The 20,372-nt window shown below is 74.5% G+C and carries 17 protein-coding genes; 8 read left to right on the forward strand and 9 right to left on the reverse strand.

What is annotated here, in order from left to right:
• The first annotated feature begins 69 nt into the window (after positions 1 to 69).
• Positions 70 to 1,521, forward strand: a complete 1,452-nt coding sequence (locus R3E88_15160) for a M20 family peptidase (GenBank protein MEZ4217822.1) — start codon at positions 70 to 72, stop codon at positions 1,519 to 1,521.
• A gap of 37 nt (positions 1,522 to 1,558) precedes the next feature.
• Here R3E88_15160 and R3E88_15165 read toward each other — a convergent pair whose 3' ends face one another.
• Both R3E88_15165 and R3E88_15170 read right to left on the reverse strand, forming a co-directional pair.
• Positions 1,559 to 2,314, reverse strand: a complete 756-nt coding sequence (locus R3E88_15165; protein ID MEZ4217823.1) for an SDR family oxidoreductase — start codon at positions 2,312 to 2,314, stop codon at positions 1,559 to 1,561.
• A gap of 56 nt (positions 2,315 to 2,370) precedes the next feature.
• Positions 2,371 to 3,318, reverse strand: coding sequence for a nuclear transport factor 2 family protein (locus tag R3E88_15170; GenBank protein MEZ4217824.1), 948 nt, complete (start codon positions 3,316 to 3,318; stop codon positions 2,371 to 2,373).
• A gap of 120 nt (positions 3,319 to 3,438) precedes the next feature.
• Here R3E88_15170 and R3E88_15175 point away from each other — a divergent pair, with 120 nt between their 5' ends.
• Both R3E88_15175 and R3E88_15180 read left to right on the forward strand, forming a co-directional pair.
• Positions 3,439 to 4,302 (forward strand): glucose 1-dehydrogenase, encoded by an 864-nt coding sequence (locus R3E88_15175; GenBank protein MEZ4217825.1) that lies wholly within the window; start codon positions 3,439 to 3,441, stop codon positions 4,300 to 4,302.
• 41 nt (positions 4,303 to 4,343) lie between these two features.
• Positions 4,344 to 5,171 carry an enoyl-CoA hydratase/isomerase family protein gene (locus R3E88_15180; protein ID MEZ4217826.1) on the forward strand — a complete coding sequence of 276 codons (828 nt, stop codon included), beginning with the start codon at positions 4,344 to 4,346 and terminating at the stop codon, positions 5,169 to 5,171.
• Positions 5,172 to 5,219: 48 nt separating this feature from the next.
• On the opposite strand, the gene R3E88_15185 is transcribed toward R3E88_15180, so the two are convergent.
• The 3 genes from R3E88_15185 to R3E88_15195 all read right to left on the reverse strand — a co-directional run bounded on the left by R3E88_15185 (position 5,220) and on the right by R3E88_15195 (position 8,807).
• Positions 5,220 to 6,275, reverse strand: a complete 1,056-nt coding sequence (locus R3E88_15185) for a hypothetical protein (protein MEZ4217827.1) — start codon at positions 6,273 to 6,275, stop codon at positions 5,220 to 5,222.
• Positions 6,276 to 6,398: 123 nt separating this feature from the next.
• Positions 6,399 to 7,673, reverse strand: coding sequence for a hypothetical protein (locus R3E88_15190; protein ID MEZ4217828.1), 1,275 nt, complete (start codon positions 7,671 to 7,673; stop codon positions 6,399 to 6,401).
• A gap of 42 nt (positions 7,674 to 7,715) precedes the next feature.
• Complete coding sequence (locus R3E88_15195) at positions 7,716 to 8,807, reverse strand: Gfo/Idh/MocA family oxidoreductase (protein ID MEZ4217829.1); 1,092 nt, start codon at positions 8,805 to 8,807, stop codon at positions 7,716 to 7,718.
• Between the two features lie 78 nt (positions 8,808 to 8,885).
• Between R3E88_15195 and R3E88_15200 the strand changes: the two genes are divergently transcribed.
• The 3 genes from R3E88_15200 (at position 8,886) to R3E88_15210 (ending at position 13,602) form a co-directional block, all read left to right on the forward strand.
• Positions 8,886 to 11,102, forward strand: coding sequence for a PQQ-binding-like beta-propeller repeat protein (locus R3E88_15200; protein ID MEZ4217830.1), 2,217 nt, complete (start codon positions 8,886 to 8,888; stop codon positions 11,100 to 11,102).
• A 119-nt stretch (positions 11,103 to 11,221) separates the two neighbouring features.
• Positions 11,222 to 11,959, forward strand: a complete 738-nt coding sequence (locus tag R3E88_15205; GenBank protein MEZ4217831.1) for a TetR/AcrR family transcriptional regulator — start codon at positions 11,222 to 11,224, stop codon at positions 11,957 to 11,959.
• Positions 11,956 to 13,602, forward strand: coding sequence for an AMP-binding protein (locus R3E88_15210; protein MEZ4217832.1), 1,647 nt, complete (start codon positions 11,956 to 11,958; stop codon positions 13,600 to 13,602). Before R3E88_15205 ends, R3E88_15210 begins: the two co-directional genes overlap by 4 nt.
• A gap of 31 nt (positions 13,603 to 13,633) precedes the next feature.
• On the opposite strand, the gene R3E88_15215 is transcribed toward R3E88_15210, so the two are convergent.
• From R3E88_15215 to R3E88_15230, 4 genes are all read right to left on the reverse strand, one after another.
• Entirely contained in the window at positions 13,634 to 14,830 is a 1,197-nt protein-coding gene (locus tag R3E88_15215) for an acyl-CoA dehydrogenase family protein (GenBank protein ID MEZ4217833.1), read from the reverse strand.
• Positions 14,827 to 16,371, reverse strand: a complete 1,545-nt coding sequence (locus tag R3E88_15220; GenBank protein MEZ4217834.1) for a fatty acid--CoA ligase family protein — start codon at positions 16,369 to 16,371, stop codon at positions 14,827 to 14,829. The genes R3E88_15215 and R3E88_15220 overlap by 4 nt, the downstream gene beginning before the upstream one ends.
• A gap of 108 nt (positions 16,372 to 16,479) precedes the next feature.
• A complete protein-coding gene (locus R3E88_15225) occupies positions 16,480 to 17,259 on the reverse strand; it encodes an SDR family NAD(P)-dependent oxidoreductase (GenBank protein ID MEZ4217835.1) in 780 nt (259 codons plus the stop codon).
• Positions 17,260 to 17,356: 97 nt separating this feature from the next.
• Positions 17,357 to 18,133, reverse strand: coding sequence for a hypothetical protein (locus R3E88_15230; protein ID MEZ4217836.1), 777 nt, complete (start codon positions 18,131 to 18,133; stop codon positions 17,357 to 17,359).
• A 106-nt stretch (positions 18,134 to 18,239) separates the two neighbouring features.
• Between R3E88_15230 and R3E88_15235 the strand changes: the two genes are divergently transcribed.
• Together R3E88_15235 and R3E88_15240 are read left to right on the forward strand one after the other, a co-directional pair.
• On the forward strand, positions 18,240 to 19,070 hold the full coding sequence (locus tag R3E88_15235; GenBank protein ID MEZ4217837.1) for an SDR family oxidoreductase: 831 nt from the start codon (positions 18,240 to 18,242) through the stop codon (positions 19,068 to 19,070).
• Positions 19,067 to 20,371, forward strand: coding sequence for a sulfotransferase (locus R3E88_15240; protein ID MEZ4217838.1), 1,305 nt, complete (start codon positions 19,067 to 19,069; stop codon positions 20,369 to 20,371). The genes R3E88_15235 and R3E88_15240 overlap by 4 nt, the downstream gene beginning before the upstream one ends.
• The last annotated feature ends 1 nt before the right edge of the window (position 20,372 follow it).

Here is a 20,372-nt window from a genome sequence, read left to right on the forward strand (position 1 = left end):
ACCGAGAGCGACGAAGAGAACGAGACCGCGAACGAGACCGAGAGAGAGGAACAGGAAGAGGAGTCCGCCATGACGCGTCGCGCCCGCTCCCACCGCGCACGCCGGCCCGCCGCGGGCCGCACCGCACTCGGGCTCGCCGCCGTGCTCGCGCTGCTCGCGCCCGCCTCTGCGCGCGCCGCGGACGACGGCGCCGTCGAACGCCTCGCGGCTGCGGTGCGCATCCCGACCATCTCGCCGCAGTCGCCCGAGGACTTCGACGGCGCGCCCTTCCTCGCCTTCCACGACTTCCTCGCGCGCGCCTACCCGTGCGCGCACGGCACGCTCGAGCGCGAGACGGTGGCGGACTACAGCCTGCTCTACACGTGGCGCGGCGCCGACGCGTCGCTCGAGCCCGTGCTGCTGACCGCGCACATCGACGTCGTCCCCGTGATCGAGGAGTCGCTCGGGCGCTGGACGCACCCGCCCTTCGACGGCGTCGTCGCCGACGGCTACGTGTGGGGGCGCGGCACGCTCGACGACAAGGCGGGCCTGCTCGCCGTGCTCGAGGGTGTCGAGTCGCTGTGCGCGGCGGGCTTCGCGCCGGCGCGCACGGTCTACCTCGCGTTCGGCCACGACGAGGAGCTCGGCGGCAACGCCGGCGCGGCCGGCATCACCGACCTCCTCGCGAGCCGCGGCGTCGCGCTGTGGTTCAGCCTCGACGAGGGCATGGCCATCCTCGACGGTGCGGCCGGCATCGAGCAGCCGATGGCGCTCGTCGGCGTCGCCGAGAAGGGCTTCCTCACGCTCGAGATGACGGCGCGCGCGCGCGGTGGCCACTCGAGCCTGCCGCCGCGCGAGAGCGCGATCGGCGCGCTCGCGCGCGCCATCGAGCGCATCGAGTCGAACCCGCTGCCCGCGCACACGGGCGGCCTGAGCGGGCGCGTGCTCGACACCTACGGCGAGGCGATGTCGGGCGCGACGGGCTTCGCGCTGCGCCACCGCTGGCTCTTCGGACCCTTCGTGCGCAGCGGGCTCGACGCCCGCCCGGAGTCGAGCGCGATGATCCGCACGACCACCGCGGTCACCGTCGTGCGCGGCGGCGTGAAGTCGAACGTGCTCCCGTCGAGCGCGACGGCGCTCGTCAACTTCCGCATCCATCCCGAGGACACGGTCGAGTCCGTCGTCGAGCACGCGCGCCGCGCGATCGACGACCCCGAGATCGAGCTGCGCGTCGTCGAGGGGCGCGAGGCGTCGGCCGTGTCGCCGAGCGAAGGCCCGGCCTGGGACGCGCTCGTCGCGACCGTGCGCGAGACGCACGGCGACCTGCCCGTCGGCCCGGCGCTCGTGCTCGGTGGCACGGACTCGAAGCACTACGGGCGGATCGCGAGCGCGGCCTACCGGTTCGCGCCGCTGCGCATGCGCTCCGAGGACACCTCGCGCCTGCACGGCATCGACGAGCGCATCGCCGTCGACGCCTATCTCGAGATGCCGCCGTTCTACGCGGCGCTCGTGCGGCGCGCGGCGGGGGCGGAGGCTCGTTAGGTCGCGCCGCTCGCCGCGCGCGGACGGACCGCGAGCGTCAGTCGTCGGCGCCGCCGACCCACGGCGTCTGTCGCCCGCCGTGGCAGGCGAGGTTCGCGCCGGTGATGAAGGACGCGCGCTCGGAGTCGCACAGCAGGAGGCACGCGTTCGCGACGTCCTCGGGCGTGCCCATCCGCTGCATGGGGATCAGCTTCGCGACGTTCGAGTCCGCGTCGTCCGTGTAGAACTGCGCGGAGTCGGGCGTCGCGACGAGGCCGACCGTGACGGTGTTGACGCGCACCTTCGGCGCGAGCGCCTTCGCGAGCCCGACCGACAGCGCGTCGATGCCCGCCTTCGCGGCCGCGTACGAGACGGCCTGGGTCTCCGGGAAGCAGGCCGCGACGCTCGAGATGAACACGATCGACCCGCCCTGCGGCTGCGTCTGCATCACGCGGTTCGCGGCCACGCTGAAGGTGAGCGGCGAGAGCAGGTTCAGGTCGACGATCGAGCGGTGGAAGCGCGGCGACGCGGTCTGCACGTCGGAGACGGGCGTGCCGCCCGCGTTGTTGACGAGCACGTCGATGCGTCCGAACTCGGCGTGCGCGCGCGCGACGACGGCGTCGACCTGGTCGGGGTCGCGCACGTCGCACGGCACGAAGAGCGCCTCGCGGCCGCCGTCGACGAGCGGCGCGTCGGGCTCTCGACGCGCGCACACGAGCACGCGGTAGCCCGCGTCGTGGAAGCCCTTCACGATGCCGCGTCCGATGCCGCGCGTTCCGCCGGTGACGATGGCGGCCTTCTCGTTCGAACTCATTCCCGTCCCGTTCCTCTCTCGTGGCCGCGGCGGCGCGGCGCCGGCGGCGCGCGCGCCTACCCGGGCAGCGTCTCGCCGAGCGGCGCGCGCCGGTGGAAGTCGATCGCGAGCGTGCGCGACGCGAAGCGCCAGCCGTCGGCCGTGCGCGCATAGCGATCCTGGTAGCGGATGAACATCGTGTAGTTCATCCACGTGCCGTCGTCGTCGCGGTAGACGTGGTGGGCCGTGCAGTACGTCTCGCCCGTGCCGTCGTCGTCGACCACGTGGTTCGCGACGACGTGCAGCGTGTGCGCGTAGCGCTCGAGCCCGACCATCGCCTTGCGGATCGTGTCGATTCCCCGCATCCGGTACATCGGCTCGGTCGTCGCCGGGTCGCCGAGGTGCGCGGCGATCTCGCCGTCGGGCGTGAAGATGTCGGCGAACGCGTCGTAGTCGCGCCGGTCGGCGGCGCGCGCGTAGCGCAGCGCGAGGTCGTGGCAGGCGCGGCGGTCGGCCTCGGTCATGGCGCTCTCCTCGTTCGCGCCGCGGGGAAGTCCGAGGCGCGCGTTGTCCCACGACAGGATGCGGCCCTCGGCGCGGATGCCGACGACGAGGCGCTCCATCGCATAGCGCTCGGCGACGGCGTCGGGCATCGCGGCGGGGCTCGAGCGGAAGGCCTCGTACTTGCGGTCGATCGCGCGCTGCAGGCGCGCGCGCTCGCCCGCGTCGTCGACGAAGGCCGCGCGCCCGTTCACCTGCACGGCCGCGAGCTCGCGCCACGCGCGGCCGCGCTCGACGAGGAAGGAGACGCGCGGGTCGCGGCGCATGCGGGCGAACTTCCGCGTCACCGACGGCCCGCCCACGTAGATCGTACGCTCCTCGACGACGTACCAGACGGGCAGCGCGATCGGCGCGCCGTCGCGGCGCAGCGACGTGAGGATGCCGGTGTGTCCGGCCTCGAGGAAGCGCCACGCCTCGTCGTCGTCGAGGCGCACGCGCGGCTTCTTCGCAGGAGCGTCGGGCATGGCCGCGCAGTCTACCGCGGCGCTTGCGCGGCACGAGCCGCGCATGTAGAAGGTCGGCCGCGCGCGCGGCGGGCGCGGACGGCGAGCGGAGCGCGCGCGGCGCGCGAGGGGAGCGGAACCATGGCAGGCACGCGGGCCGCACGCCCGAACGGCGGGCTCGAGGGCACGGCATTCATCGTCACCGGCGGCGGCACGGGCATTGGCCGCGCCTGCGCGCAGGCGCTCGCGCGCGACGGCGCCGCCGTCACGATCTGCGGTCGCACCGCGTCGAAGCTCGAGGACGCCGCCAAGCGCATCGCCGACGTCGCGGACTGCGGCGGCTCCGTCGCCTGGGTGACGGCCGACGTGACGAAGGAGGAGGACGTCGCGGCGCTCGTCGCGAAGGCGCTCGAGGCGCGCGGCCGGCTCGACGGCTGCGTCGCGAACGCGGGCGGCGGCGGCGGAATGGGCCCCTACCACCTGCAGGACACGAGCGAGTTCGTGCGCGTGCTGCACCTGAACGTGCTGAGCACGATGCTGTGCGTGAAGCACACCGTGCCGCACATGGTCGCGAACGGCGGCGGCTCGTTCGTCGGCATGTCCTCGATCGCCGGCCACGTGCCGCACCCGTACTTCGGCGCCTACTGCGTGGGCAAGGCCGGGCTCGAGGAGATGATGCGCAACGCGGCCGACGAGTTCGGCCCGAAGCACGTGCGCTTCAACGCCATCCGCCCGGGCTTCATCGCGACGGAGATCATGGAGGGCATCCCGCGCGACGGCGCGGTGTGGAACTCGTACATCGAGAACACGCCGATGGGCGGCGTCGGCGAGCCCGAGGACGTCGCGAACCTCGCGCGCTTCCTCGTCGGCCCCGAGTCGCGCTGGGTCACGGGCACGTGCATCAACGTCGACGGCGGCCACCACCTGCGGCGCGGCCCGAACTTCGGGCCCTTCCTCGAGCCCGCGCTCGGGCGCGAGGTGATGGAAGGCAAGCTCCCGGGCTGAGCGAGCGGCGGCGGCCGTCGTCGCCCACGGAGACAGACGACGTGGCGTTCGATCCGCGCGCGATCCCGTACGGCAGCGAGGTCGAGGGGCTCGACGTGCGCCTCGACGGCGCCGCGCTGCGCATCGCGCTCGCGCGGCCCGCGAAGCGCAACTCGCTCTCGCGCGAGATGATCCAGGGCCTCGTCGCCTGCATCGAGAACGCGCCGGACGACGAGCGCATCCGCGTCGTGTCGCTCGAGGCGCAGGGCGACCACTTCTGCGGCGGCGCCGACTGGGTCGCCGGGAACCGCGGCGCCGAGCGCCCGCGCGTCGCCTCCATCCACCGGCGCACGGCGCGCGAGGCGCACCGGCTCGTGCACGCGATGCTCACGGTGCAGCTGCCCATCGTGTGTCGGGTGCGCGGGTTCGCGGCGGGCATCGGCTGCCACCTCGCACTCGCGTCCGACTTCGCGCTCGCCGCGGAGGACGCGCGCTTCTGGGAGCCGTTCGCGCGCCGCGGCTTCACGCCGGACAGCGGCGCGACGTGGCTCCTGCCGCGCCTCGTCGGCATCGCGCGCGCGAAGCGCATGCTGCTGCTCGCGCGCGAGGTGAGCGGGGCGGAAGCGGCCGCCTGGGGGATGATCCACGAGGCGCATCCGGCCGCGGCGCTCGACGCCGCCGCGGACGCGCTCGTCGCCGAGCTCGCGAGCGCGGCCACCGCCACGGTCGGCCTCACGAAGTACGCGCTCGCGCGCTCGCTCGAGCTGCCGTTCGAGCAGGCGCTCGAGGTCGAGAGCTTCGCGCTCGAGCTCTCGTCGCGGAGCCTCGACTTCAAGGAGGGCCTCGCCGCCTTCCGCGACAAGCGCGACCCGGAGTTCGAGGGGCGCTAGGCGCGCGGCCCGGGGCTCGGAGCCCGCTCGCTCGATGCGGCTGCGCGCCTAACGAGGCGCCGGCGCGGCGGGGCGCGCGCGCAGCCGGGCCTCGAGGTCGGCGAGGCGCGCGTGGAGCCGTTCGGTGCTGCGGTAGGCGTCGGCCTGCGTCTCGCCGAGCGGCGCGTCGCTCGCGACGAGCGCGCTCGCGTCGCCGAGGCGCTCCTGGATCCGCACCACCTCCGAGACGAGCAGCGTCGCGACGTCGTAGACGTCGGCGTCCGTGATGCTGCCGGCCTCCGCGTCGGGGAGCGGCCGGGCGTCGAGCATCTCGAGGCCGGCGTCGGTGCCGACGCGGCGCGCGATCGCGAAGGCGTCGAGCAGGAGCGCGTGCACGTCGCGCGACGTGCGGCCGGGGCGCGGCGCAGCGAGCGCCCGGCGGCCCTCGCTCGGCACGGCCATCGCGTCGAGCAGCGCTTCCACGTGCGCGACCGCGAAGGCGACCTGCGCGTCGACGTCGGCCGGGGCGATGCGCGTCTCGAGCATCGCATCGAGCTGGCGGCTCGCCGCGAGCACGGCGTGGTAGACGGCCGTCTCGTCGACTTCGACCGGAAGCGGTGTCGCGCCCAGCGGGCGCGCGGTGAGCTCGTGCCCTTCGCGCACGTGGCGCACGCGCTCGATCGCGGCCTCGACGACGCGGAGCACGTCCGCGGGCGTCTGCTCCTCGCGATCGCTCAGCGTGACGGGGCCGCCGACCTCGCCGAGCTGCTCGGCCGAGAGCCGCCGCGCGCGCGCGAGCAGGCCGACGGCCTGGTGGAAGACTTCGCGGCGGCCGGCGTTCGCGACGCGGATCGCGGGGCCCGCGACGCGCGGCGCGCCGAGCGCGTCGCGCACGAGCTCGATCTCGTCGGCGAGCACGGCGAGCGCGCGGAACACGTCGGCGGTCTCGACGGGAGGGGGAGGCGGCGGGCCCGCCTCCGCGTTCGCGTCGGTCGGAGCGTCGGCGTCGGCCGACGCGGAGAGCGGGGCGCCGAGGAGCGCGCCGCAGAGCAGGGCGGCGAGGGGGGCGAACGCGAGCCGGCGGCGCGCGCCGGCGGCGCGCCGCGCGCGGAGCGGAGAGCACATGCGGGATCCTGCGGTGATCGCCGGGGGTGAGCGGCCGGGCCACCGTGGGCTCCGTGTCGTCCGCTGCACGCGCGCGCTGAAGGGCGCGCGCGCGCCGCGCCCGCGCTGCGACGATACCCTCGCCTAACGTCGGTCGAACCGTGCAGCGATCGCGTCGAGGGTTCGCTGGAGGCTGCCGCCGGCCTCGGTCGTCGCGTGGCCGCCCGGCGGGTCGGGGAGCCGGACGGGCCCGTGCTCGCGGCTCGGGAGCAGCACCGTCGCCGTGCCGGGCGTCGTCACCTCGTCGCGCTGGTTGCGGCCCTCGAGCGCGAGGTCGACGGCGGGGCGGTCGCCCTCGGCGAGGTACTTGCGCTCGACGCGGCCGCGCATCCAGTGGACGTCGCCGACGAAGTTGAAGCGCCGGAACTCGCACCCGAGCTTCCACAGCCACGCGTCGTCGCCCATCCAGTCTGTGCACAGGTGGACGAGCCACGTCTCGCGCATGCGCCCGTAGTCGTAGGTCGTCGGGTTGCCGGCCTTGCGCGCGTACTCCGGGTCCCAGTGGCAGCGCTGCATCACGTCGGGGATGCCGAGCTCGTCGGGGTGGTAGAAGCGCGGGATGCGCTGGCGGTTCTTGAAGCCGAGCCGCAGCGCGCGCACGCCGTAGAGCCCCATCCCGACGCCGACGTGCCAGCACACGATGTCGGTGACGGTGAGCGGACCCTTCACGAGCGGGCCGACCTCGTCGCCTTCCTCGACGTCCTCGAAGTAGCGCGGCTCGCCGCCGCGCGGCCGCTCGCTCGCGTACTGCGCGTCGATGCGCTCGATCTCGTCCTTCGTGTACGGGCGGATCTCGACGTCGTCGTACTTCCGGCGCTCGCGCGCGCGCTCGCGCTCGGTGCGCACCATGAGCCGGTACTGGCCCGAGAGCACGTGGCCCTCGTCGTCGCGGAACACCTGCGCCGTCCACTCGTGGATGGCGCGCTTCGCGAACTCGCTCTGCTTGTCGAGCACGCCGACGAGCGCGTTGCGGCGCACGACTCCGCGGCCCGGATGGAGCGGATACCACCACTCGCGCTCGCTGCCGGAGTAGAACGCGTGGACGCCGCGCAGCGGATCGCCGCGCATGAGGTCGCGGTGCTCGGGCGCGACGTGCGCGACCTCGTCCTCGCCGACGAGCGTGTCGCCGCCGACGAGTGCGGGCGGCGCGATCGGGCCGCCCCAGCGCGTGCCCGCCGCATAGCCCGGGTCGCACCACAGCGGGTTGTCGTCGCCGATCGCCTCGGCGACGTGGCGGAACGCGTCCTCGTTGGGGCGCAGGTAGTGCGGCGGCTGCGGGTGCGGCTCGGCGATGCCGATGCGCGCGCGCAGGCGCGCGACGCCTTCGTCGGTGATGCGGGGCTCGGCGCGGTCGCTCATGGGCGCGCAGCATAGCCGCGCGCGCCGCCGGCATGCGTACGACTAGCCGAGCTTCTCCCAGCTCCCGGCGGCCGCCGAACGGCGGATCGCGTCGAGGATGCGCTGCAGCGCGACGCCGTCCTCGAACGTGCCGGGCACCGGGTCGGGCGGCGTCGGCCGTCCGAGGATGCGATCGCGCATGCACGCGAAGAGCTTCGTGAACGGAGCGAGATCGATGCCCATCGAGTGCATCATGTCGTAGGCCGTGACGAGCAGGTCGCGGTCGGGCGGGACGGGCGGCGGGCTCGCGAGATCGTCGGGCACGGGCAGCTTCTCCGTGCCCGACGCCGTCGTCACCGACACCTGGTCGCCCGCGATCACGAGCGTCCCGCGCGGGCCCGAGATGCGCGACGCGAACGCCGGCGGGCCGAGCGTCGCCGCGCTGCTCTGCAGGAGGCCCGTGCAGCCCGCGACGGTGCGGAAGTGGATCGTGAACGTGTCCTCGGCCGTGAAGCCGGCGGGCCGGTCGGCGACCACGTCGAGCGACGCCGACAGCCCGCTCCACTCGCCGAGCGTCGCGCGCATCTGGTCGACGACGTGCGAGGCGTAGGCGCCGAGCCAGCCGCCGCCCTCGTTCGCGTCGCTCCACCAGGCGGGTACCTCGCCGCGCGGGTCGGCGAGGCTCGGCTGCAGCAGCAGGAAGGTCGCGAGGCGCGGCGCGCCGACGACGCCCGCGCGGATGGCGCGCGTCGCGATCGCCTGCCCGGTCGCGAACCGGAACTCGGTGCCGAGCACGTGCACGACGCCGGCGGCGCGCGCGGCGTCGAGCATGCGCTCGGCCTCCTCGACGTTCGCGGCGAAGGGCTTCTCGCACATGACGTGCTTGCCCGCGCGCGCGGCGGCGATGGCGATCGCGGCGTGCGTGTGCGGCGGCGTCGCGATCGACACGATGTCGACGTCGCGCAGCGCGAGCGCGTCCTCGAGGTTCGTGAAGGCGTGCGGGATGCCGCCGCGCTTCGCGCGCTCGGCCGTCTTCGCCGCGTCGCGCCCGACGAGCGCGTGCACCTCGATGCCGGCCGCGCGCAGCGCGCGCGCGTGGGTGAGGAATCCGAAGCTCGTTCCGATCACCGCCGCGCGCAGCGTTCGCGTCGCCATCGATGCCTCCCGCGCGCCGGGCCCGGCGCGCGCGCACCCTAGCAGGTGTAGGCTGCGCGCTGCGGGAGGACGGCGCGCGTGGCGGAGTCGGGGGAGCGCGGAGGGAGAGCGCGCGTCGTCGCCGCGGCCGCGTTCGCGGCGCTGCTCGCCGCGGCGGCGTGCGCGCGGGGCGGCGACGCCGACCTCGCGGCACTCGCGCGCGCGCGCGCGAAGGCCGCGCCCGCGGCGCGCGAGTGGCGCACCTACCTCGGCGACGCGGCCTCGCGCCAGTGGTCGCCCGTCGACGCCATCCACGCGGGCAACGTGGCGGAGCTCGAGGTCGCGTGGCGCTACGACGCGCGCGGCCCGGACGGCGAGCTCGGCGAGATCCAGTGCAACCCGCTCGTCGTGAAGGGCGTGCTCTACGGCACGTCGCCGTCGCTGCGCCTGTTCGCGCTCGACGCCGAGACGGGCGCCGAGATCTGGAGCTACCGGCCGCGAGCGGGGGCGCGGAGCTTCCTGCCGAATCGCAACCGCGGACTCGTCTACTGGGAGGACGCGCGCTCGGGCGACGAGCGCCTCTTCTACGTCGTGAACCAGTACCTGCTCGCGGTCGACGCGCGCACGGGCCGCGCGGTCGAATCGTTCGGCGACGGCGGCCGCATCGACATCGGCGAGGGGCTCCCGCGCGCGGACCGCGCGGGCGCGATCACGTCGAACACGCCGGGCGTCGTCTTCGAGGATGCGCTGATCGTGCCGACGCGCGTGAACGAGCTCGCGGGCGCGGCGCCGGGCCACGTGCGCGCCTTCGACGTGCGCACGGGCGCGCTGCGCTGGACGTTCGAGACGATCCCGCGGCCGGGCGCGCCCGGTGCCGACACCTGGCCCGACGACGCGTGGAAGGAGATCGGCGGTGCGAACTCGTGGGCGGGCATGGCGCTCGACGTCGAGCGCGGGCTCGTCTTCGTTCCCACCGGCTCGGCCGCGTTCGACTACTACGGCGGCGATCGCGCGGGCGACAACCTGTTCGCGAACTCGCTCCTCGCGCTCGATGCGCGCACGGGCGAGCGGCGCTGGCACTACCAGATCGTCCGCCACGACCTGTGGGACCGCGACCTCCCGCAGCCGCCCAACCTCGTGACGATCGAGCGCGACGGCGCGCGCATCGACGCCGTGAGCCAGGTGACGAAGTCGGGGCACGTGTTCGTGTTCGACCGCGAGACGGGCGCGCCGCTGCACCCGATCGAGGAGGTCGCGGTGCGCGGCGAGCCGCTGCCGGGCGAAGCGCCGGCGCGCACGCAGCCGCTGCCCGTCCGCCCGCCGCCGCTCGCGCGGCAGGTGCTCGACGCGTCGACGGCGACGGACCGCACCGAGGCGGCGCGCGCGGCCGTGCTGCGGCGCCTCGACGAGGTCGAGTCGGGGCCGCCGTTCACGCTCCCGAGCCGTCGTCCGACGGTGCTCATGCCCGGCCTCGACGGCGGCGCCGAGTGGGGCGGCGCGGCCTTCGACGACGAGACCGGTCTCCTCTACGTGAACGTCAACGACGTTCCCTACCTGCTGCAGATGACCGACTTCGAGCGCGAGGTCGGGGCGCGGAACTCGGGCGAGATGCTCTACTTCCTCTACTGCGGGGGATGTCACGGCGCGGATCGCGCGGGCGACGGCTACGGCACGCCGTCGCTCGTCGGCGTCGGTGAGCGGCTCGGCTACTTCGCCACGCACCGCGTCGTCCGCGACGGGCGCGGTCGCATGCCGGGCTTCGGCGCGAGCCTCCCGTGGTGGCAGCGCGCGCTGATCGTGGGGCACGTGCGGCGAGCGGGTGGGGCGGCGACGCCGCCGGCGAGCGCGGCGGGCGGCGCGCCGCCGGCCGCCGCGCCCTCGTCGCGCGGCTACTTCGCGAACGGCGGCTGGCACCGCTTCTCCGATCCCGACGGCTTCCCGGCCATCCGCCCGCCGTGGGGAACGCTCGCGGCCGTCGACCTCGCGCGCGGCGAGATCGCGTGGCAGGTGCCGCTCGGCGACTACCCGGCGACGCTCGCCGCGGGCCGCTCGGGGCTCGGCGCCGAGAGCTACGGCGGCCCGGTCGCGACCGCCGGCGGCCTCGTCTTCATCGCGGCCACGCCGGACGCGAAGCTTCGCGCCTTCGACAAGTGGACGGGCGAGCTGCGCTTCGAGGCCGACCTCCCGGCCGCCGGGTACGCGACGCCCGCGGTCTACGAGGTGGCCGGGCGGCCGTTCGTCGCGGTCGCCGCGGGCGGCGGGAAGCTCGGGACGCCGAAGGGCGCGTCCTGGGTCGCGTTCAGCCTCCCGCGCTGAGGCTTGCCAACGCGGCCGCGCGCGTGGCATGATGCCGCTTGTACGTCGTACGCTACGCCGTACGGCCGCGCCGCACCCCAGCGCGGGCGCCCGCCCGCGCCATCCATCGAGGACGCGTCATGGACCCCTTCCGTCCGCCCCACGCCCACGCCCTCGCGGGCGAGCACCCCCCGTCGCCGCCGCGCGCGCGCGCACCGCGCGGCGCGCTCTCGCGCGAGCGCGTCCTCGAGGCCGCGCTCCGACTGCTCGAGCGCGAAGGCGAGGGCGCGCTCAGCATGCGCCGCGTCGCGGCCGAGCTCGGCTCGGCGCCGATGTCGCTCTACCGGCACGTGCGCAACAAGGAGGACCTCGTCGACGGCGTGATCGCGCTCGCGCTCGAGGACCTCACGACGAAGCCGCTCGAGGGCGACGACTGGACGGCGCGCACGCTCGCCTGGATGCTCGCGCTGCGCGAGGAGATGCTCGAGCACCCGTCGATCATCCCGCTGCTCCGCTCGAGCCACATGGTGCTGCCGGCCGTGCTCGCTCCCGTCGAGCTCGTGCTCGAGGAGCTGCTGCGCGCGGGCTTCTCGCGGCCGCGCGCCGCGCGCAGCGCGTGGGAGCTGCTCTGGATCACGCTGTCGTTCGTCGCCATCGAGCAGCGCAGCGCGCGCGAGCCCGAGACGCTCGCGACGCGCACGTTCTCGATGGCGAAGCTCCACGCCGACGACCTGCCGCACCTCGCCGAGGCGCTCCCCGACCTGCTCGTGCTCGACGCCGAGGACATCTTCCAGTCGGTCGCGCGCCATCTCGTCGCGGGCCTGCGCGTCGAGCTCGACGCGGTGCGCGCCGGGGCCGCGCGAGGGGGCCAGGCGTGAGCGACGCGGCCTGGATCTCCGGCGAGCAGCACACCGTGCCGCGCCTGCTCGCGCGGCGCCTCGCGTCGAAGCCGGACGGCGAGTACCTCGACGTCGGCGGCGTGAAGCTGAGCGCGCGCGACGTGGACGAGCGCGGGCGCCGCATCGCGACGGCGCTGCGCGAGCTCGGCGTCGCGCCCGGCGACCGCGTCGCGTCGCTGCTCGAGAACTCGCCCGAGGCGGTGCTCTACTGGTTCGGCACGGTGCTCGGAGGGCGCGTCGCCGTCCCGATCAACTCGGCGTACAAGGGCGACTACCTCCGCCACCAGCTCGCGGACTCGGGCTCGCGCGTGCTCTTCGCGCACGTCGACTTCCTCGACCGCGCCGTCGACGTCGTCCCGCGCGTCGACGGGCTCGACTTCGTGGTGGTCGTGGGCGACGAGGGTGGCGGCGTCGACGCGAGCGCGTTCGGCGGCGCGAAGGTGCTGCGCTTCGAGGACGTGCTCGGGGCGTCGTGCGAGCCGGTGCCGAACGACGTCCGGCCCTCGGACCTCGGGACGTTCATCTACACGGGCGGCACGACGGGGCCGAGCAAGGGCTGCATGCTCTCGCACAACTACCACGAGGCGCTCGCGACGCAGATCGCGACGCAGTGGCAGGCGACGGCGGACGACGTCGTCTGGACCCCGCTCCCGCTCTTCCACTTCAACGCGCTCACGACCGCGACGCTCGGGCCCCTCGTGACGGGCGGCCGCGGCGCCATCTTCCGCCGCTTCAGCGTCTCGCAGTTCTGGCCGGAGATGAACCGCACCGGCGCGACCATCACGTCGACGCTCGGCACGATGGCCTACCTGCTCGCGCACGACGTCGACCGGCCGGAGATGCCGCGCTCGGGCGCGCCCGAGGCGAACCGCACGCTGCGCCTGATGGGCGCGGCGCCGCTGCCGCCCGAGGTCGACTCCATCCTGCGCGAGCGCTTCGCGATCGACACGTTCAGCGGCGCCTACGGCGTGACGGAGGCGAGCCTGATCTCGTGGCAGCCGCCGGGCACGAAGAACAAGCCGAACGCCGCCGGCGTCGTGAACCACGCCTACTTCGACGTGCGCATCTTCGACGACGACGACGTCGAGGTGCCGCGCGGCACGGAGGGCGAGATCGTGATCCGCCCGAAGCGCCCGCACGTGATGTTCGAGGGCTACTGGGGGCGGCCGCAGGCGACGGTCGAGACGAGCCGCAACTGGTGGTACCACACGGGCGACGTCGGGCGGATCGACGACGAGGGCTACCTCTACTTCGTCGACCGCAAGGCGGACTACCTGCGCCGCCGCGGCGAGAACATCTCGAGCTTCGAGGTCGAGAGCGTGCTGATGAAGCACGGCAAGCTCGCCGACGTCGCCGTCCACGCGGTGCCGAGCCCGCTCAGCGAGGACGACCTGAAGATCACGGCGACGCTCGAGGAGGGCGCGGTGCTCACGGAGGAGGAGCTCTTCCGCTGGTGCATCGAACACCTGCCGTACTTCGCGCTGCCCCGCTACATCGAGTTCCGCGCCGAGCTGCCGAGGAGCCCCGTCGGCCGCGTGCTGAAGCGCGTGCTGCGCGACGAGGGGGCGACGCCGGCGAGCTGGGACGCCGAGGCGAGCGGCATCGCGTACGAGAAGCGCTGACGCCGCGCGCGCGTGCGCGCGCACGCCTCGCCTAACGAGGCTCGCGCGGCAGCCCGAGGATGCGCTCTCCGATGATGTTGCGCTGGATCTGCGACGTGCCGCCCGACACGGTGAACTGCAGCGCCCACAGGTAGTCGTGCAGGACGTCGCCGGTCGGCAGGCCGGCGACGTCCTCGCGCGCGAGCGCGGCGCGTCCGACGACGTGCATGCCGAGCTCGCCGATCTCCTGGTAGAGCTCGCTGTAGCGGAGCTTGACCGCCGAGCCGGTGAGCGACGGGACGCCGGTCGCCTCCGCCTCCGAGACGCACAGCTGCGTGAGCCGCCAGAGCGCCTCGATCTGCGCCGCGAGCCGCCCCGCCGTCCGGCGCAGGCTCGCATCGCCGTTCCACGCGCTCGCGCCGCCCGACGGCCCCGCGCGGCGCGCGAGCGCGACGAGGCCCTCGAGCTGCGTGCGCATCGTGATGATGTGCTGCGCGAACGCCGTGCCGCGCTCGAAGCGCAGCGTGACGTTCGCGACGCGCCAGCCGTCGTTCTCCGCGCCGACGCGATTCGCGACGGGCACGCGCGCACCGTCGAGGAAGACCTCGCAGAAGTGGCTGTCGCCCTCGATCGTGTCGAGCGGGCGGACGTCGACGCCCGGCTGGTGCATGTCGAGGACGAGCCACGTGATGCCCTTGTGCGCGGGCGCGTCGGCGTCGGTGCGCACGAGCAGCTCGCAGTAGTCGGCGATGTGCGCGCGCGTGCTCCAGATCTTGTGGCCGGTGACGACGTACTGGTCGCCCTCGCGCACGGCGACGGTGCGCAGCGACGCGAGGTCGGAGCCCGCGGTCGGCTCCGAGAAGCCCTGGCACCAGACGTGGCGCCCCTCGAGGATGCCGGGCAGGTGGAACGCCTTCTGCGCCTCGCTGCCCTCGGCCATCAGCGTCGGCCCGCCGTGCATGAGGCCGATGAAGTTCGCCCCGATGTACGGCGCGTTCGCGCGCGCCGTCTCTTCGAAGTAGACGAGCTGCTCGCCGAGCGAGGCGCCGCGCCCGCCGTATTCGGCCGGCCAGTTCATGCCTGCGTAGCCCGCGTCGAAGAGCTTGCGCTGCCACGACGTGTCGTACTCGCGCCGCGCCGTCCAGTCGCCGGCCGGCGGCGGCGCGCCGTGCGCGCGGACCTCGCGCTCGAGCCACGCGCGCAGCTCGGCGCGGAACGCGGCCTCGAGGGGCGAATCGTCGAGCCTCACGTCGCCGCTCCTCCGCGCGCGCCCGCGTCGCCGTTCGCGAACAGCGCGCGCACGCCCGGCTGGCTCGGCTTCATCGACGGCGTGCGCGGCAGCGCGTCGACGACGAGCACGCGCGAGGGAACCATGTAGGCGGCGAGCCGTTCGCGCGCGAAGTCGCGCAGCGCCTCGCCGTCGACGCGCGGCGCGTCCGCGTGCAGCTCGACGGCCGCGACCGGCACCTGGCCGAGCCGCGCGTCGTCGAGACCGACCACGCAGGCCTCGCGCACGGACGGGTGCTCCTCGAGCGCGGCGACGACCTCCTCGGGGTGCACCTTGAAGCCGCCGCGCAGGATGGCGGCATCCGCGCGCCCGGTGATCCACAGGAAGCCGTCGGCGTCCATGCGCGCGCGGTCGGTCGTGCGCACCCAGTCGCTCTTCGGGCCGAGCTGTGCGGAGTGCACTTCGAGCACGCCTTCCTCGCCGGGCGCGAGCGCGCGACCGTCGGCCGGGTCGACGATGCGCAGTGCGCAGCCCGGGTGCGCGCGCCCGACGCTGCCGCGCTTCTCGCGCCGGAACTCCACGTGGTCGGGCAGCGACCAGCCGGCGACCCCGCCCGCGAACTCGGTCGCGCCGTACGACGTGAGCACGGGGACGCCGTACTGCGCCTCGAACGCCTCGGCGTCCTCGGGCGCGAGCGGCGCGGTGCCGGACACGACGGCCTTGAGGCTCGCGAGGTCGGCCGGGTCGAGCTTCGCCTCGAGCACCATGCGCACCGCCGTCGGCACGAGGCTCGCCGTCTTCGGGCGGTGCTTCACGACGAGGTCGCGCCACGGCTCGACGCGGAAGCGGTCGAGCAGCGCGAACGCGCGCCCGTCCGTCGCGCACTGCAGCACGCGGAAGATGCCGCTCACGTGGACGAGCGGCGACGCGATGATCGCGACGCCCGCGCGAAGGCGCGGCGCCGCGGCCTTGTCCTTCTCGTAGTGCTTGGCTCCGGCGAGCGAGTGCTCGAGCGCAGCGCGCCCGAGGTCGACGCGCTTCGGCGGGCCCGTCGTGCCGCTCGTCAGCATCTGCACCGCGACACCGGGGAGCCGGTGCTCGGGCGCGGTGCGCGCGTCGAGGACGCGCGTGCGCGCGCCGCGCGGTGCGACGCACGCGTCGTCGTCGCCGCCGAACGCGCAGCGCAGGAGCAGCGTGTCCGTCGCGTCGCAGGCGGCGGCGAGCGCGCCGCCGTCGGCGTCCTCCGCGCACGCGACCACGACCGGCAGGGCGAGGCGCTCGAGGTCGCGCCGCAGGGCGGCGTCGCCCTGGTGCGGGCTCAGCGTGACGACGCAGCGGCGCGAGCGGAGCACGCCGAGCAGCGCGGCCACCGCCTCGGGGCGGTTGCGGAGCAGCACGCCGACGGGCGCGTCCGCGGGCGCGCCCGCCGCGTCGAGCGCGCGGCCGAGCGCGGCCGACGCGGCGGCGAGCTCGCCCCACGTCGTCCAGCGGCCCTCGAACTCGATCGCGTTCGCCGCCGGGTCGATCGCGAGCACGTCGTCGATGCGGGACGCGAGATCCATGGCCGGATGGGTGTATCACACGCGCCCGCGGCGAGGGGTGCGGCCGCTCGTTCGCGTACGCGGGCCCGCGCGCGCGCCTACGCGCCTGCGCGCCGCGCGCCTACGCGCCTACGCGATGTGGATGCCGCCGTTCGGCGAGAGCGCCTGGCCGGTGACGAAGCCGCTCTCGTCGCAGGCCAGGTAGAGCGCGCAGTTCGCGATGTCGTCGGCCGCGCCCTGCCGGCGGAGCGGCGTCGACGCGACCATCGGCGCGAGGAACGCCTCCGGGACGGCGCGCGTCATCGGGGTGTCGATGACGCCCGGGCAGATCGCGTTCACGCGGATGCCGGCCGGGCCGAGCTCGCGCGCGAGCGAGCGCGTCATGCCGAGCAGCGCCGCCTTCGCGGTCGCGTAGTGCACCATGCCCATGCCGGCGAGACCGGCGATGCTCGAGACGTTGAGGATCGAGCCCGCGCGCTGCTTCCACATCGAGCGCGCCGCCGCGCGCGCGAAGTAGAAGGCGCCGTGCACGTGGATGGCGAGCATGCGCGCGAACGGCTCGTCGCCCATGTGCAGCAGCACGGGCTCGCGGTGCTCGATCGCCTGCGCGCGGCCGTCGTCGCCGAAGCCGTCGACGCCGGCGTTGTTCATCAGCACGTCGACGCGCCCGTGCGCGTCGACGACCTCGTGGACGACGGCGTCGACGCGCGGGCGATCGGTGACGTCGCAGCGGAACGCGAGGTGCCCGGCGCCGGGCAGCGCGCGCGCGGCGGCCTCCGCGCCGTCGCCGTCGAGGTCGGCGATCGCGACGCGCGCGCCCTCGCGCGCGAACACGCGCGCGGTCGCGAGCCCGATGCCCGACGCGGCTCCCGTGATGATCGCGACCTTGCCTTCGAGCCTGCCGGCCATGCGCGCTCTCCCTCGTCGCGGTGGGACGCACCGCGGGTCCGAGCGCGGGAGTATCACGCGGCGCGGTCGCGCGGCAACGGCCCCGCGCGGCGACGGCTCAGCGTCCGGCGGCCTCGGCGTGCTCGAGCCAGTCGTCGAGCGACGCGTCCTCCCAGTCTTCGGGGCCGTAGACCGTGCGCGGCAGCGGCGTCATGACGTGCGCGTCGCCGCCCGTCACGTAGCGCGCCTGCACGGCGTCCCACGCGGTGATGCGATCGTCCGCCTCGCCCTCGTCGCACAGCCCGCGCGTCGCGTCGCGGCACGCCAGGAAGCGGGTGCGCGAGGCGATGTCCGTGGCCCAGATCATCACGACCTCGTGCTGGTTGCTCGTCACCTCGTAGAGCCCGGTCGGCCGGTGGCCGTAGTCCGCCATCAGGGGCACGCGTTCGGCGACGACCGCGGCCAGGAACTCGAGCGGCGTGCCGGGGCGGACGGTCAGGATCTCGTTCACGAAGAGCGTGCCGCGAATGCCCTGCGCGGCGATCTCCTCGGTCGTCGGGCTCCCGGGGACGCCGGCGCACAGGCGGTCGAAGCCGCCGCTCCGCCACTTCGCCGCCGCGTCCCACCAGTCGCCGTAGAAGGCCTTGCGCCGCTTCAGGTTCATGCGGTCGACGTTGCGCGCCCAGCCGTGCCAGCCCTTCGAGCCCACGTCCCAGACGTTGATCACCTGCGGCCAGCGCCCGCCGCCCGCGGCGCAGACGTAGAACGAGCCCTGCAGACCGAACATCTCGGGCATGCGCAGCACCGGGTCCTGCCACAGGTGCTCCATGTAGTCGTACTGGCCCTGTCCGACGACGTCGACGACTTCGTAGAGGTAGAGGGAGCGCGTGCGCATGCGCGCATCCTATCAGTGTCGCGCGCGCCGAGCGGAGCGAGCGCGCTTGCGCGGCGCGTGCACCGGATGGGAGGATGGCGCCCGCGCATGCGGTGCGGGAGGTGCGATGGATCTCGGACTCGCCGGGCAGACGGTCGTCGTCACGGGAGCGAGCGGCGGCATCGGCCGCGGCCTCGTGCAGGCGTTCGCGGCCGAGGGCTGCAACGTCGTGCTCGCGAGCCGCGACGAGGCGAAGTGCGAGGAGGTCGCGGCGACCTGCGCGTCGTCGCCCGGGCGCACGCTCGTCGTCCGCACCGACGTCACCGACCCCGCGTCGGTCGCCGCGCTCGTCGAGCGCGTGCATCGGGAGCTCGGCGACGTGCACGTGCTCGTCAACAACGCCGGCGGCGTCGCCTACCCGCGCGCGTGGGAGGAGAAGCCGCGCGACGAGATGGAGTGGGAGCTCGCGCTCAACGTCTGGGGCGTCGTCCACTGCACGAACGCCGTCGGCGCCGAGATGCTCGCGCGCGGCCGCGGCGCGATCGTGAACGTCACGTCGAACTCGGCGCTCGAGCCCTCCGCGGGCCACATGGTCGCGAACTACGCCGGCACGAAGGGCTACGTGATGTCGATGTCGAAGGCGCTCGCCTACGAGTGGGGGCCGCGCGGCGTCCGCATCAACTGCATCTCGCCCGGCTGGATCGTGCCGTGGGAGGAGGATCACGTCGGCGCCGGGAGCTTCTGGCGGAAGTACGGCTACGAGTTCTTCGGCACGCCGGAGCAGATGGCGGCCGCGGCGGCCGGCGAGGGCGACATGTTCAACGTCCAGGGCCAGCCGATCCGCCGCATCGGGCGGCCCGAGGACATCGCCGACCTCGCGCTCTTCCTCGCCTCCGATCGCGCGAAGCACCTGACCGGCCAGCTCATCAGCGTGAGCGGCGGGGCGTACATGCCGTGAGCGCGACCGCGCACGGGAGCGAGGGGAACGACGGGAGCCGCGGGAAGTTCGACCTCTCGGGCTCGCACCCCGCATGGCTGCGGCGGGTCAACGCCGTCGGCCGCGCGCTCACGGGGAGCGGCGCGCACGGCGCGATGGCCGTCCCGCTCGACGTGGCGTCGCTGCTCGCCGAGGCGCGCGCGAACACGGGCCTCGACGACTTCGGCCCCGACGACGGCTGGCGCGAGGGGCTCGAGGTGCTCGCGCAGAGCCTCGACCGCGAAGCCAGGCTCACGCTCGTCGGGCGCCTGCTCGCGCGCGCCGATGTCGTCAACGCGCTCGAGACGCGTCTGCAGGTCGAGGACGCCTATCGTCGCGACCCCTCGATCGACGACGAGGAGGTCGCGGCGCCGCTCTTCATCGTCGGCCTCCCGCGCTCGGGGACGTCGATCCTGCACGAGCTGCTCGCGCAGGATCCGGCGCACCGCGTGCCGCTCTCGTGGGAGGCGCGCCACCCGTGCCCGCCGCCGGAGGAGGCCACCTACGACACCGACCCGCGCATCGAGCGCTGCGAGGCGTACGTCCAGTTCTGGAACGAGCTCGTGCCGGAGTACCGCACGATGCACGAGATGGGCGCGCGCATCCCGTGCGAGTGCATCTGGCTCACGATGCCGACCTTCGTGTGCGAGGAGTGGATCGGCCGCCAGCAGTGCCCGGGCTACGCCGCCTGGTACATGGGCGCCGACCTCCGGCCTGCCTACGCCTATCATCGCCGTCTGCTGAAGCTCCTCCAGCACCGCTTCCGGCGCGAGCGCTGGATGCTGAAGGCGCCGTCGCACATGGCGGCGCTCGACGTGCTGCTCGCCGAGTACCCCGACGCGCGCATCCTGATGACGCACCGCGACCCGCTGAAGAGCATGGGGTCGACCGCGAGCATCCTGTCGGCACTCGCGTGGATGCGCTCCGAAGACGCGGACATCGGCGCCATCCGCGCGGGCTTCGGCGGCGAGGGCATGGCCTACCGCCTCGACGTCGCGATGCGCGCGCGCGAGGCCGCCGACCCGTCGCGCTTCTTCGACGTCCGCTACCAGGACATGCTGTCGGACCCGTTCGGCACGATCGCGCGTGCCTACGCGCACTTCGGCATCCCGTACACGAAGGAGGCCGAGCGCCGGATGCGCGACTACCTCGCCGCGAAGCCGCAGGCGAAGCACGGCGCGCACGCGTACTCGTTCGACGACCTCGGCCTCGACGTCGCCACCGAGCGCGCGCGCTTCGCGGCCTACCAGGAGCGCTTCGGCGTTCCGTCCGAGGTCGCCTAGC

The sequence above is a fragment of the Myxococcota bacterium genome (assembly GCA_041389495.1).
Lineage (GTDB): Bacteria > Myxococcota_A > UBA9160 > UBA9160 > UBA4427 > JAWKRT01.

Bases quoted from the DNA above. Each gene is read 5' to 3' on its own strand.
- R3E88_15160 (MEZ4217822.1), top strand. From the start codon at position 70: ATGACGCGTCGCGCCCGCTCCCACCGCGCACGCCGGCCCGCCGCGGGC.
- R3E88_15165 (MEZ4217823.1), bottom strand. From the start codon at position 2,314: ATGAGTTCGAACGAGAAGGCCGCCATCGTCACCGGCGGAACGCGCGGC.
- R3E88_15170 (MEZ4217824.1), bottom strand. From the start codon at position 3,318: ATGCCCGACGCTCCTGCGAAGAAGCCGCGCGTGCGCCTCGACGACGAC.
- R3E88_15175 (MEZ4217825.1), top strand. From the start codon at position 3,439: ATGGCAGGCACGCGGGCCGCACGCCCGAACGGCGGGCTCGAGGGCACG.
- R3E88_15185 (MEZ4217827.1), bottom strand. From the start codon at position 6,275: ATGTGCTCTCCGCTCCGCGCGCGGCGCGCCGCCGGCGCGCGCCGCCGG.
- R3E88_15190 (MEZ4217828.1), bottom strand. From the start codon at position 7,673: ATGAGCGACCGCGCCGAGCCCCGCATCACCGACGAAGGCGTCGCGCGC.
- R3E88_15195 (MEZ4217829.1), bottom strand. From the start codon at position 8,807: ATGGCGACGCGAACGCTGCGCGCGGCGGTGATCGGAACGAGCTTCGGA.
- R3E88_15205 (MEZ4217831.1), top strand. From the start codon at position 11,222: ATGGACCCCTTCCGTCCGCCCCACGCCCACGCCCTCGCGGGCGAGCAC.
- R3E88_15220 (MEZ4217834.1), bottom strand. From the start codon at position 16,371: ATGGATCTCGCGTCCCGCATCGACGACGTGCTCGCGATCGACCCGGCG.
- R3E88_15225 (MEZ4217835.1), bottom strand. From the start codon at position 17,259: ATGGCCGGCAGGCTCGAAGGCAAGGTCGCGATCATCACGGGAGCCGCG.
- R3E88_15230 (MEZ4217836.1), bottom strand. From the start codon at position 18,133: ATGCGCACGCGCTCCCTCTACCTCTACGAAGTCGTCGACGTCGTCGGA.
- R3E88_15235 (MEZ4217837.1), top strand. From the start codon at position 18,240: ATGGATCTCGGACTCGCCGGGCAGACGGTCGTCGTCACGGGAGCGAGC.